The organism is Streptomyces sp. (assembly GCF_036566765.1).
GTDB lineage: Bacteria > Actinomycetota > Actinomycetes > Streptomycetales > Streptomycetaceae > Streptomyces.
Window position 1 is genome coordinate 1 of the sequence record NZ_DATCVQ010000451.1, and the last position, 12,049, is coordinate 12,049.

The 12,049-nt window shown below is 72.0% G+C and carries 12 protein-coding genes and 1 rRNA gene; 4 read left to right on the forward strand and 9 right to left on the reverse strand.

The window, feature by feature from the left end; all coding sequences use genetic code 11:
- Positions 1 to 90, forward strand: a 5S ribosomal RNA gene (rrf, locus tag VIU94_RS26670); the annotation flags it as partial.
- A gap of 71 nt (positions 91 to 161) precedes the next feature.
- Positions 162 to 977, forward strand: a complete 816-nt coding sequence (locus tag VIU94_RS26675; protein ID WP_331914870.1) for a YwqG family protein — start codon at positions 162 to 164, stop codon at positions 975 to 977.
- Between the two features lie 14 nt (positions 978 to 991).
- On the opposite strand, the gene VIU94_RS26680 is transcribed toward VIU94_RS26675, so the two are convergent.
- The 4 genes from VIU94_RS26680 to VIU94_RS26695 are packed head-to-tail and all read right to left on the reverse strand — an operon-like array spanning position 992 to position 4,639.
- Entirely contained in the window at positions 992 to 1,663 is a 672-nt protein-coding gene (locus VIU94_RS26680) for a response regulator (RefSeq protein WP_331914872.1), read from the reverse strand.
- Entirely contained in the window at positions 1,660 to 2,925 is a 1,266-nt protein-coding gene (locus tag VIU94_RS26685; protein ID WP_414721019.1) for a sensor histidine kinase, read from the reverse strand. The genes VIU94_RS26680 and VIU94_RS26685 overlap by 4 nt, the downstream gene beginning before the upstream one ends.
- A gap of 23 nt (positions 2,926 to 2,948) precedes the next feature.
- Positions 2,949 to 3,734: an ABC transporter permease gene (locus tag VIU94_RS26690; protein ID WP_331914876.1), complete on the reverse strand. Its 786-nt coding sequence runs from the start codon at positions 3,732 to 3,734 to the stop codon at positions 2,949 to 2,951.
- Positions 3,731 to 4,639 (reverse strand): ABC transporter ATP-binding protein, encoded by a 909-nt coding sequence (locus tag VIU94_RS26695; RefSeq protein WP_331914878.1) that lies wholly within the window; start codon positions 4,637 to 4,639, stop codon positions 3,731 to 3,733. Before VIU94_RS26695 ends, VIU94_RS26690 begins: the two co-directional genes overlap by 4 nt.
- A 145-nt stretch (positions 4,640 to 4,784) precedes the next feature.
- Between VIU94_RS26695 and VIU94_RS26700 the strand changes: the two genes are divergently transcribed.
- Together VIU94_RS26700 and VIU94_RS26705 are read left to right on the forward strand one after the other, a co-directional pair.
- Entirely contained in the window at positions 4,785 to 5,348 is a 564-nt protein-coding gene (locus VIU94_RS26700) for a GNAT family N-acetyltransferase (protein ID WP_331914880.1), read from the forward strand.
- A 10-nt stretch (positions 5,349 to 5,358) separates the two neighbouring features.
- A complete protein-coding gene (locus VIU94_RS26705) occupies positions 5,359 to 5,490 on the forward strand; it encodes a hypothetical protein (RefSeq protein ID WP_331914882.1) in 132 nt (43 codons plus the stop codon).
- A gap of 3 nt (positions 5,491 to 5,493) precedes the next feature.
- Here VIU94_RS26705 and VIU94_RS26710 read toward each other — a convergent pair whose 3' ends face one another.
- The 5 genes from VIU94_RS26710 to VIU94_RS26730 all read right to left on the reverse strand — a co-directional run.
- Positions 5,494 to 7,020, reverse strand: coding sequence for a type IV secretory system conjugative DNA transfer family protein (locus tag VIU94_RS26710; RefSeq protein ID WP_331914884.1), 1,527 nt, complete (start codon positions 7,018 to 7,020; stop codon positions 5,494 to 5,496).
- A gap of 21 nt (positions 7,021 to 7,041) precedes the next feature.
- Positions 7,042 to 8,463 (reverse strand): ATP-binding protein, encoded by a 1,422-nt coding sequence (locus VIU94_RS26715; protein WP_331914886.1) that lies wholly within the window; start codon positions 8,461 to 8,463, stop codon positions 7,042 to 7,044.
- 23 nt (positions 8,464 to 8,486) lie between these two features.
- Positions 8,487 to 10,040 carry an SCO6880 family protein gene (locus VIU94_RS26720; protein WP_331914888.1) on the reverse strand — a complete coding sequence of 518 codons (1,554 nt, stop codon included), beginning with the start codon at positions 10,038 to 10,040 and terminating at the stop codon, positions 8,487 to 8,489.
- A complete protein-coding gene (locus VIU94_RS26725; RefSeq protein ID WP_331914890.1) occupies positions 10,037 to 11,395 on the reverse strand; it encodes a hypothetical protein in 1,359 nt (452 codons plus the stop codon). The genes VIU94_RS26720 and VIU94_RS26725 overlap by 4 nt, the downstream gene beginning before the upstream one ends.
- Positions 11,385 to 12,049 (reverse strand): hypothetical protein (locus VIU94_RS26730; protein ID WP_331914892.1); only part of this gene is annotated, 665 nt, incomplete at its 5' end. The genes VIU94_RS26725 and VIU94_RS26730, both read right to left, overlap by 11 nt.

The window sequence follows — 12,049 nt, forward strand, 5'->3', positions numbered from 1 at the left end:
CCCGGTTACATTCCGAACCCGGAAGCTAAGCCTTTCAGCGCCGATGGTACTGCAGGGGGGACCCTGTGGGAGAGTAGGACGCCGCCGAACAATCATTGTGGGAAAGCCCCGCACCTCATGGTGCGGGGCTTTTCTGCGTTCAGCGTGTCTAGAATCCGGGCATGCTTCCCTACTCCGACAGGCCCTCGGCGGAGGAGATAGTCGCCGCCGTCCCCGGCCTTGCCTCGTATGCCCGGCCCGCGGTGATTCTTGTGCCCGAGCGGGGTGAGCCGGCCGTGCGCGAGAGCTCGATCGGCGGGCCCCTGCTCTGGCCGGTCGACGAGCCGTGGCCGCACTGTTCCCTTCCCGACGAGAAGGGGATGGAGGAAGGGTTGGACGACGAGCTGCCCGCCTCCGCGATGGTTCCCGTCGTTCAGGTCTTCAAGAAGGACGCCCCGGGCTCGTGGTGGCCGGAGGGGGCCGATGTCTTCCAGCTGGTCTGGTGCCCCAACGTGCACGACGATCCGCCGGCGCCCCATGAGGACGTCAGCCCCGTCGTCGAGGTCCGGTGGCGGCGGGCCGCCGACGTGGGCGACGTACTCGCGACGCCGCCCCGTCCCGTGCGTCAGGAGGACGAGGACTTCGGGTTCTCGCCCCGGCCTTGCACGCTGACGCCCGTTCGACTCACCGACTTCCCCTCCCCGTTCGAGCTTCCGGAGACCCTCGTGCCCGCCGTCGAGCGGCTGGTGAAGGAGACCGGCGGCGAAGGCTCGGACGTCATTACGCGGGTGGCGGGGAACAAGTTCGGCGGCTGGCCCTCGTGGGGCATCACCGACCCGTACGAGTTCCGTTGCGCGGTCTGCGACAGCGTGATGCCGCTGCTGTTCACCGTGGCCAGCCACGACACCACCGGGATCACCGTCGGGCGCTGGAACGATCTGAGGATCTTCGCCTGCCCCGCCGACCTCGGCCACGGGTACCGGTTCGACGTCGGGTAGACCCACTCCCGAGGTCAGGACGGCGTCACGAGCTGGGTGTCGTACGCCAGGATGACCGCCTGCACGCGGTCTCGCGCGCCCGTCTTCGCCAGGATGCGGCTGACGTGCGTCTTCACCGTCGACTCGGCGAGGTGGAGGCGTTCCGCGATCTCCGTGTTGGTCCAGCCCTGGCCGATGACGGTGAGGATCTCCCGCTCCCTTTCCGTCAGGGCGGCCAGTCGGCCGTCCTCCACCACCGCCTGGTCCGCCCGTGCGGCCTCCGGCAGGTGGTGGACGTAGGCGTCCAGGAGGCGGCGGGTCAGGCTCGGGGCCACGACTGCGTCGCCGCTCGCCACCGCGCGGATGCCGGCGAGGAGTTCCTCCGGCTGGGCGTCCTTCACCAGGAAGCCCGAGGCGCCGGCGCGCAGGCCGTCGTACGCGTACGCGTCGAGGTCGAAGGTGGTGACGATGAGGACGCGGGTGCGGTCGCCCGCGGCGACGATGCGGCGGGTGGCCTCGATGCCGTCCAGGCCGGGCATGCGGATGTCCATGAGGACGACGTCCGGGCGGTGTTGTTCGACCATGCGGACGGCCTCGGCGCCGTTCGCCGCCTCGCCGACCACCTGCATGTCGTCCTGGCTCTCCAACAGCATGCGGAATCCGAAGCGTTGCATCGGCTGGTCGTCCGCGATGAGCACGGTGGTCACGAGGGGGAGTCCTCCAGGGCGAGTCGGAGCCTGACCTGCCAGCCGCCCGTGGGCAGCGGGCCGGCTTCGAGTGTGCCGTCGTAGAGCGCCGTGCGCTCGCGCATTCCGCTCAACCCCTGGCCCTGGCCGCCCTCGACGACAGAGGCGGTTCCCGTGTCCGTGACCCGTACGTCCACCTCGCCCGTCCCGTACGCCAGCACGACCTCCGCCCGAGGCCGACCGCCGCCCGCGTGCTTCAGCGTGTTCGTCAGCGCCTCCTGGACCACGCGGTAGACGGTCAACTGCCGTCCGGCCGACAGGGGCAGCGGGTCGGGGGCGTCGCGGACATCCAGGTGTACGGGGAGGCCCGCCGCCCGTACGCCGTCGACCAGGGCCTCCAGGTCGGCGAGGGTCGGCTGCGGGGCGCGCTCGGCCTCGTCCTCGTCGTCCCGCAACACGCCGAGCAGACGGCGGAGTTCGGAGAGGGCCTGCCTGCTGGTCGTGCCGATGGCGGTGAGGGCCTGGGCGGCACGCTCCGGGCTCTTGGCGGCCGCGTACGCGCCGCCGTCGGCGAGGCCCGTGATGACGGACAGGTTGTGGCCGATGATGTCGTGCATCTCCCGTGCGATGCGGGTCCGTTCGGCGGCCGCCGCGAGCCGGGCCTGCTGGTCGCGTTCGACCTCCAGGCGGCGGGCCCGCTCGACCAGCGCGGCGGTGTAGTCCCGGCGGCTGCGGACCGCGATGCCGAGCAGGGCGACCATCGCGTACGCCCACACCGTGGGCACGATCAGCTGGTCCCAGCTTCCCCTCGGCCATCGGACCGCCCCGAGCACCAGGGGCGGGAGGACGAGCAGGAGAGGCCACACCAGCGTCCGCAGCGGCATCCGCAGCGCCATGCCGAAGACGACGATCATCTGGAGGTAGGCGGCCTGGAGGTAGGCGCCCGAGCCGTAGCCGACGAGCGCGGCGGCCGCCATCACCGCGAGCGCCGCCATCGGCCGCCGGCGACGCCACAGCAGGGGGAGCGAGAGGGCCAGGCTGACCGTCACGACCAGCCACACCGGGACGTTCGGGTCGGGGGCGGTGGTGCGCCAGCCGCCGGCCGCGTCCGTCAGCGCCGCCGCCGTCCAGAACGCCGTCACCAGCACGTCCCAGACCCAGGGGCGGCGGCGGTCGAAGTCCCGTACCCGCTGGACCTTTCGCTGGATGTACTGGCTCAGCGGCGGGGCGCCCGCGGACCAGTCCTGGTCCGGGGCGCCCGTCGTCGTCTCCATGGCTGTCATGATCGCCCGTCGCTCGTCGGCTGTCACACGTCCCGGCGCTTGAGCAGCCAGGCCGGTACGGCCAGGGCCGCGGCCGCCCACAGCGTGAGCGCCAGGAGCGCCGCGCCGGGGCTTGCGGCGCCGGGAATCGGAGTGGCGGTGCCGAGGGCCCCGGCGGCCTGGGTGGGGAAGTACCGGACGACCGTCTCCATGACGTCGTACGGGAGGATCCCGAGCACCTCGGGCAGCACCATCACGCCGCCGATGAACGCGCCGATCCCACCCGCGACGGAGCGGAGCGCCGCGCCGAGGCCCAGGGCGAGCACGGCGAGGAGTGTCGTGCCGGCGGCGTTGCCGGCGACGGCGCGCAGGACGCCCGGGTCGGACAGGGACGCGGCCTGGTCGGTGTCGGCCAGGAACGCCTGCGCCACCTCGAAGGTGAGCAGCGCGGTCAGCAGCGAGAGCGTGAAGACGGTGGCGGTGAACACCGTGGCCTTCGCCCACAGGACCGGCAGGCGGCGTGGGACGGCGGTGAGCGAGGCGCGGATCAGGCCGGTCGTGTACTCGCCGGCGGTGACGAGGATGCCGAGGACGGCGAGGCAGACGCCGCCGAGCTGGGTGCCGTACAGAACGAGGACGACGGTGTCGACGTCGGAGTCGCCGCCGCCGCTCTCGTACGTCGCGCCCATGAGGAGGCCGACGCCGAGGACCAGGACCGCGCCGGTCAGCATCGTGATCCAGGAGGAGCGGACCGTCCACAGCTTGTGCCATTCGGAGCGCAGGACGCGGGCCGGCGTCACGCGGAACTGGGTCGTCGTGGTGCTGGTCATGCTGCCGCTCCTTGGTATTCCACCGAGTCGTGGGTGAGGTCCATGAACGCCTGCTCCAGGGAGGCGGTCTCCGGGGTGAGTTCGTACAGCGGGACGCCGTGGGCGGCGGCGGTGTGGCCGACGGCGGCGGCGTCGGTGCCGCTCACCCGCAGCGTGTCCGCGCCCTCTGAGGCGACGAGCGCACCGGTCGGCAGCAGCAGGGTGCGCAGCCGGTCGGCCTCCGGGGTGACGACCTTGACGGTGTCCCCGCCGGCCTGCCGGACGAGCTCGGCGACGGTGGTGTCGGCGAGGAGCCGGCCTCTGCCGATGACGATCAGGTGGTCGGCGGTGAGGGCCATCTCGCTCATCAGGTGCGAGGAGATCAGCACCGTACGCCCGTCCGCGGCCAGCGACTTGAGCAGGTTGCGGATCCAGCGCACGCCCTCGGGGTCGAGGCCGTTGACCGGTTCGTCGAGGATCACCGTCTCCGGGTCGCCGAGCAGCGCCGCCGCGATCCCGAGCCGCTGGCCCATGCCGAGCGAGAAACCCTTGACGCGGTGGCGGGCGACCTCGGTCAGCCCCGCGAGATCGAGGACGTGCTCGACGCGGGAGCGTGGGATGCCGTGGGTGTGGGCGAGGGCCATGAGGTGGTGGAAGGCGGACCGGCCGGGGTGGACGGAGCGGGCCTCCAGGAGCGCGCCGACCCGGGTGAGGGGCGCGGGGTGGGCGGCGTACGAACGGCCGGCGACGGTGGCCCGGCCGCGGGTCGGCGCGTCCAGGCCGAGGAGCATGCGCAGGGTGGTGGACTTCCCTGCGCCGTTGGGGCCGAGGAACCCGGTGACCGTGCCCGGCCGGACGGTGAAGCTCAGGTCCTGGACGACGGTCTTGTCCCCGTACCGCTTGGTGAGTTCGTCTGCGTGGATCATGTCTACGACGGTAGGGAGCGGGGAGTCGGCGGGCGTCCGACCGTGGAGGGCAGGTGGCGGGCGGGCGTAGTACCGGGGTACGACGCCGGTTCGCCGACTCCTTATCCCCTTGTCGGGGAGCGTCGGCCCCGGCGAAGATCGGGGGATGAACGACTACCTGATACGCCCCGTCCGCGGCGACGAGTGGGAGAAGACCCGCGAGATCCGGCTCGCCGCGCTGCAGGACCCGGCCGCGCCGATCGCCTTCCTGGACACGTACGAGGCGTCCGTCGCCCGGCCCGACTCGTTCTGGCAGGAGCGGGCGGAGGGCGCGGCCGAGGGCAGCGCGACGGCCCGCCAGCTCATCGCCGAGGCCCCGGACGGGACCTGGGTGGGGACGATCACGGTGCTGGTCGAGCGGCCCTCGGACGAGGTGCGGTTCGGCGAGGCGGCCAAGGTCGACCAGACGCATGTGGTGGGCGTGTACGTCCGGCCGGAGGTGCGCGGCACGGGTGTGACCGAGGCGCTGTTCGGGGCCGGCGTGGAGTGGTCGTGGACGCTGTCGGAGCCGCTGATCCAGCGGGTGCGGCTGTACGTCCACGAGGACAACGCGCGGGCCGCGGCCTTCTACCGGCGCTTCGGCTTCGAGGCGACGGGCGAGCAGGTGGCGGTGCCCGGGGACGAGGGGTCCTTGGAGCTCGAGTACGAGATCCGGCGCGCGACCGTCTGAGGTGGCTGACTTGCCTTCGGGTGCCGGCGCGAACTCGGGGGCGGCCGGGCCGGAGGTGACCCGCCTGGACGAGGCGCTGCGCCGTCACGCGCCGGAGAAGTACCGCAGGGACGCCTCCCTGGCCGGGCTCGTCGACTTCTGAGGCTCACGGCGGCAGGGGACTGCTCCAGCGGGCGCGGGCCTGTTCCTGGGAGCGGAGGAGGACCAGGGTCGGCAGGCCCTGGTCCTGGCCGGTCGCCAGCAGCTCCGGGAGCTGGGGAAGAGGGGCCACGGCGGCGACGTCGTCGAGGACGAGGGTCATTGGTGGGTCGAGCCGACCGTCGGATGACCGTGCGGCCATGCGGCGGCCGTGCTCGACCACGCTTGCGGTGAGGGCGGTCAGCAGCGGCATCGCGCCGGGGCGGCTGCGCGGATCCTCGATCGGTTCCCCCACCACGTAAAGGGTGCCCCCTTCGTGGACGAATGATTCCAAGGTCAGCGCATCGGCTCGATTCGGCGTGCAGGCGTCCCGGATGTGCACGGAGGACAGCGCGGCCAGCGCACGGGCCGTCAGTTCCTGCGCCATGTCGCGCCGTTCGGTGTGCGCGGTGAGCGAGGACTCCAGGAGCCCGGCGTGTCCGCCGGCGGCCTTGGGGTGCGTGCGCAGGATCCGTACGGGCTCGTGGGCGCCGGTGCCCTGGGCCCAGCGGTGCACCTGCTTGAAGGGCCGGCCGTCGACGGCGGCGGCGTGCAGCCAGCAGCGCAGGAGCGTTTCGGCGGTCTCCGCCACGGCCGCGTCGAGCCGGGACGGCGGCCGTACGGGGGCGAGCAGCGCGACGGCCCGCTCCTGGGCGGTCGTGGGGTCCTCGCAGCCGCTCGTGGGCGACCAGCGCAGCCGGGCGGGCGTGTCGCACAGGTGCCCCGGGTCGTACAGCAGGACGGGTCCGAGCTTGGCCCGGGCGTCCTTGGTGTCGTCCCAGAGCGACGGATCGGACGTGACGACGAGCACGGCCCCCTCCGCCTCCTGGACGGCCCGCAGCGCGGACGGCCGCCGCGCGGCGGCGGCTCCGTAGAGGAGGCGGGGGGTGCGGGGGGCGGGGAGGACGGGGGCGGCCGGGGTCGGGGGGACCTCGGGGACGGTCTCGTACGGGATCTCCGCGGGCGGCGGCGTGGGGGCCGGTGGTTCCGCGGCGGGCACGGGGACCGGTGGGTCCGCGACGGGCACAGGGACTGGTGCGGCCTGCGCCCGTACCGGAGCCACCGGCTCCCGCAGCAGCTCGGCCTCGACCTCGGCCTCCGCCCGCACCCCCGCCCTCGCCTTCGCGTCCCCCCGCCCCCGCGCCCGTACCGCCCGCCAGCGGGCCAGGGTGCCGAGGGCGAAGACCGCCAGGACCGCGGCGACCATCAGCTCGCCGATCAGCAGCCCCCAGAAGAGCCCGTACCCGGAGAGCTGTCCCGGCGGGGTGGCCGGCCAGGCCGCCGCCAGGTGCTGCGGGTCGCCCAGGAGGGAGCGGGCGGCCAGCGGCGTACGGGTGAAGGTGACCCCGTCCGGCCACGCGCCGTGCGCGAACAGGCCGGCGAGGCCCGTCGCCGTCCAGATCAGGACCGTCAGCCCGACCAGGAACCCGAGCAGCGCCACCAGCAGGCCGTCCGGGATCCCGCCGCCCTCACGCCGTTCTTCACGCCGTTCCACCGCCACCGCAGTACCCGTTCTCTACGCCACCGTCGACTCGGAGGACTCGCCGAGCTGCGCGCGCTGCTGCTGTTCGATCAGCGCGGCCCGGCGTTCCGCCTCCCATTCCGCCGCCTGGACGTCCTCGGGGAGGTCGATCGGCGAGGACTCCGTCATGGCCCGGTCCGTGTAGACCAGCGGCCGTTCGGCCTCTGTGATCAGGTGTTTGACCACCTGCACGTTGCCGTTGACGTCCCAGACCGCGATGCCCGGGGTGAGCGAGGGGATGATCTCGACCGCCCATCGGGGCAGGCCGAGGACCTGGCCGGTGGCCCGGGCCTCGTCCGCCTTCTGGGCGTAGATGGTCCGGGTCGAGGCCATCTTCAGGATCGCCGCGGCCTCCTTGGCCGCCGCCCCGTCGACCACGTCGGAGAGGTGGTGGACGACGGCGACGAAGGACAGGCCGAGCCGGCGGCCGAACTTGAGCAGCCGCTGGAAGAGCTGCGCCACGAACGGGCTGTTGATGATGTGCCAGGCCTCCTCGACCAGGAAGATGCGCTTCTTCCGGTCGGGGCGGATCCAGGTGTGCTCCAGCCAGACGCCCACGATCGCCATCAGGATCGGCATCGCGATCGAGTTGCGGTCGATGTGCGAGAGGTCGAAGACGATCAGCGGCGCGTCGAGGTCGATGCCGACGGTCGTGGGGCCGTCGAACATGCCCCGCAGGTCGCCGTCGACCAGCCGGTCCAGTACGAGGGCGACGTCCAGGCCCCAGGCGCGTACGTCGTCTATGTCGACGTTCATCGCCTCGGCCGACTCCGCCTCCGGGTGGCGCAGTTGCTCGACGATGTCGGTGAGGATCGGCTGCCGGTCGTTGATGTGCTCGTTGACGTACGCGTGCGCCACCTTCAGCGCGAAGCCGGAGCGCTCGTCGAGCCCGTGCCCCATCGCGACCTCGATGATCGTCCGGAGCAGGGCGAGCTGGCCGGTGGTGGTGATCGACGGGTCGAGCGGGTTGAGCCGGATGCCGTCGTCGACGGCGACCATCGGGTCGAGCCGGATCGGCGTTATCCCCAGCTCCTGGGCGATGAGGTTCCACTCGCCGACGCCGTCCTCGCCCTGCGCATCGAGGACGACGACCTGGCGGTCGCGGAACCGCAGCTGCCGGAGCACGTACGTCTTCTCCAGCGCCGACTTGCCGTTGCCGGACTCGCCGAGGACGAGCCAGTGCGGGGCGGGGAGCTGCTGGCCGTACAGCTGGAAGGGGTCGTAGATGTAGCCCTTGCCGCTGTACACCTCGCGGCCGATGATCACGCCCGAGTCGCCGAGGCCGGGCGCGGCCGTCGGCAGGTAGACGGCCTGGGCCTGTCCGGTGGACGTCCGTACCGGCAGCCGGGTCGTCTCGACCTTGCCGAAGAGGAAGGCGGTGAAGGCTTCGGTGACGGCGGACAGCGGATCTCGCATGAGGATCAGGGCCCCTATCAGCGCTAGCGGCGGATGCCGGTCGCGAACGGCAAGGTGTTCACAAAGGCCCGGTGGTGCTCGCGGTCGCACCACTCCAGCTTCAGATACGACTTGCCGGCGGAGGCCCTGATCGTGCGCTTGTCCCGGGCCAGGGCCTCGGGGGAACGCGACGACACAGTGATGTACCCGACGAGGTTGACCCCTGCCGCGCCGCTGGCGAGATCTTCACCCCGCTGGTCGAGCCGGCCGTGGGCGGCGATGTCGCGCGGGTCGACCGTGCGGTTCATCTTGGCGGCACGGTTGGCCTCGGCCTCGTCGTTCGTCTTCTCGGTCAGCATCCGCTCGATGGCGACCTCGGTCGGCTCCAGGTCCATGGTGACGGCGACCGTGCGGATGACGTCCGGGGTGTGGACGAGCAGCGGGGCGAGGAAGTTGACGCCGACGGGCGTCATCGGCCACTCCTTCACCCAGGCGGTGGCATGGCACCAGGGGGCGCGGGTGGACGACTCGCGGGTCTTGGCCTGCAGGAACGTCGGTTCGACGGCGTCCAGCTCGGCGGGCCAAGCGTTTCGTTTCGTCATCGCCTGGATGTGGTCGATGGGGTGGTCCGGGTCGTACATGGAGTGCACGAGGGAGGCGAGCCGGGACTGGCCGAGGGGCTGTCGTACGCGGATGTCCGCCTCGGCGAGCCGGGCGCAGATGTCGGTGAGCTCGCGGGCCATGACGACGGCGAGGCCGGCGTCCTGGTCGAGCTTCTTCGCGCCGGAGGCGTGCCGGGCGGCGCGCGCCATGGCGTTGGCCTCGGCGGCGAGTTCGCGGGTGTAGTGCATGCACGCGACCAGGTAGGCGCGGTGCTGCTCGCTGGAGGTGGAGACCATCGACTGGAGCTGGTCGTACGACTGCTGGAGCCAGGCCGGCGCGTTGGCGTCGCCGCGCTGGGCGACGTCCTTGGCGTGCGCGTCGGGGTCGGCGGGCAGGGTGCGGGCCAGCATCTGGAGGCGGGTGACGAAGCCGTCCCCGTTGGCGACGTGCTTGAGGAGGGTGCCGAAGCGGTCGACCAGGGCCTCCTGGTCCTCGCTGTCGCGCAGTCCGACGCCGGGTCCCTCGATCTCGATGGCGGCGGTGACGGTGCGCCGGTCGGCGTGGAGGAGTACGGCGATCTCGTCGGGCCCGAAGGGCGCGGCGAGCCAGTTGATGCGGCCGATGCCGGGTGGCGGCCCGACCTCGACCTCGCGGCCGTCGAGCCGGGTGCCGGCCTCGGCGACGGAGGAGCGGTACGCGGTGCCTTGCTTGAGGATCCGCTTGTAGCTGCGGTTGATTTCAAACCACTTGTAGAAGGTGCGGTGCTTGTACGGGACGTACACGGCGGCGAGCGCCAGCATCGGGAAGCCGGTGAGCAGCACGATCCGCAGGGACAGGACGGGGACCAGCAGTCCGCTCATCATGCCGAGGAACGCGCCCGCGATGATCAGCGCGATCTCGCCGGTCTCGCGGTTCTTGCCGACGATCGCGTTCGGCCGGGCCCGGCCGATCAGATACGTGCGGCGGGGCGCGACCGGGTGGGACTGGATCGTCAACGCCCTCCACCTCCTGTGCTTCCTGTGCTTCCGGTGCTCTTGCGGTTGCTGTGCGGGGTGCCCGAGGTCGGGGCGGCGCTGCCGCCGCTACGGCGCGGCGGTGGCGGGGGTGCGGCGGAGGGGACATTTCCGCCGCCGCCCCCGCGGCTGCTGTGGGCGGCGACGCCTCCGGAGACGGGGTTCGCGGGGCGGGCGGCCTGGGAGCCGCTGTTGCCGCCGCCTCCGTTGTCCCGGGTGCTGTGGGTCTTGATGCCCTGCGAGACGAGGGAGGCGGGGGAGGAGATGACCGCGGCGGCGGCGTTCTCGCCGGCGCGGTGCAGGCGGTTGTTGCGGGAGGCGACGATCTCGTCGCCGAAGCCCGGCACGAAGCGGTAGATCATCGCCGAGGCGAAGATCGCGAGCAGGATGATGGCGAGGCCGGACACGACGGCGGAGAACGAGTCGGGCCCGGTGCCGGAGGACAGCGCCCCGGCGAGCCCGAGCACGATCACGATGACCGGCTTGACGAGGATGACCGCGATCATGATCCCGGCCCAGCGGCGTACGTGGCCCCACATGTTCTTGTCGACGAGCCCCGAGTACACCACGACGCCGAGCAGCGCGCCGACGTAGAGCAGCACGGCGCGCAGGAACAGCTCCAGGAACAGCACACCCGCGGCGAGGACGGTGACGAGGGACACGATGATCAACATGATCGGCCCGCCGCTGATGCTGTCGCCCTTCTGCAGCGCCTGCTTGAAGCTGCCGAAGAAGACGTCCGTCTGTTGGTTCGTGCCGGAGGCGATGACCTCGGTGACGGAGTCGGTGGCCGAGACGACGGTGTAGAGGATCAGCGGCGTGAACGCGGACGCGAGGACGGTCAGCCAGAGGAACCCGATCGCCTCGGAGAGCGCGGTGGTGAGCGGCACGCCCCGGATGGCCCTCTTGGCGACGGCCAGGAGCCAGAGGAGGAGGGTCAGGAAGGTGGCGGCGGCGAAGACGATGGCGTAGCGGGCGAGGAAGGCGGGGTTCGTGAAGTCGACGTCGGCGGTGGCTTTGACGGCCTTGGAGAGCGCGTCGACGATGGCAACGGCGGCGTCGGCGCAGCCTCGGGCGAGGGAGGTCAGGGGGTCTAGGGCGGCGGTGGGGTCGGGGGCGGTGGAGCCGCCTCGGCCGGGTTGGCCGTTTTCGCAGTAGTCGCGGGCGGGGCCTCGGATCAGGTCGCACGGGTTGTTGCTACTGCTAGGGCTCGGACTGGGCGTCGGCGTGGGAGTAGGGGCCGCCCAGACACGGCCCGCCAGCAGCACGGCGGAAGTCTGCACGGCAACGAATGCCGATGTGACGGTGAGGGCTCGTCGGGCCTGCCTAGCGGGCATAGGTGAACCCTCCGAACTGGTCGACGGCATCCGCCATCTCCTCGGCACCGGAGGCACGCTGGTCGCGACCCACGGGCGCGGGGCCGTCCTTCTGCTCGAATCCGGTGACCTTCCAGTCGCCGTCGACCCAGCGGAGCTCGTACGTGTTCGTGTACCAGCTCTCCGATACGGGGTTCTGCGAGCCCTCGCCGGCCAGCCCGAACAGCGACGAGTACCAGATCGCCACGGTGGCACGGTCGGACCCGAAGTTCTCGGTCTTCGATCCCACGGGTACGACGCGGGAGATGAACGTCAGTCCGTTCGGGGCGGTGCCGTCCTCCTGGAGACCGATCCGGGTCAGGAATGCCTTGTCCGAGTACACCTTGTCGAGGTCACCACGCCGCGCAGCGGCCACGTCGGGGGCGTAGACCGCGTCGACGATCTCGCGGCGGCGAGCGGCGTCGAACATGTCGGCGGAGCCGAGCGCCACCGAGTAGTTCGCCGCTGCGCTCTGGGCGCCCTGCTGGTCTCTGCCCCAGCCCTTGCCCACCGGCGTAACGCCCGTCGCCGCCGTCGGCGCAACCCCCGGGTTCTTGGACTCGCCCGTGCCCGTCTCGGCACCCTCCCCGCCGCCGCGGTTCGCGAAGGCGATCGCTGCGATCAGGAGGACCACCA

Excerpts from the sequence above, each read along its gene's own strand:
- VIU94_RS26675 (WP_331914870.1), top strand. The coding sequence starts at position 162 with ATGCTTCCCTACTCCGACAGGCCCTCGGCGGAGGAGATAGTCGCCGCC.
- VIU94_RS26685 (WP_414721019.1), bottom strand. The coding sequence starts at position 2,925 with ATGACAGCCATGGAGACGACGACGGGCGCCCCGGACCAGGACTGGTCC.
- VIU94_RS26690 (WP_331914876.1), bottom strand. The coding sequence starts at position 3,734 with ATGACCAGCACCACGACGACCCAGTTCCGCGTGACGCCGGCCCGCGTC.
- VIU94_RS26695 (WP_331914878.1), bottom strand. The coding sequence starts at position 4,639 with ATGATCCACGCAGACGAACTCACCAAGCGGTACGGGGACAAGACCGTC.
- VIU94_RS26700 (WP_331914880.1), top strand. The coding sequence starts at position 4,785 with ATGAACGACTACCTGATACGCCCCGTCCGCGGCGACGAGTGGGAGAAG.
- VIU94_RS26715 (WP_331914886.1), bottom strand. The coding sequence starts at position 8,463 with ATGCGAGATCCGCTGTCCGCCGTCACCGAAGCCTTCACCGCCTTCCTC.
- VIU94_RS26725 (WP_331914890.1), bottom strand. The coding sequence starts at position 11,395 with ATGCCCGCTAGGCAGGCCCGACGAGCCCTCACCGTCACATCGGCATTC.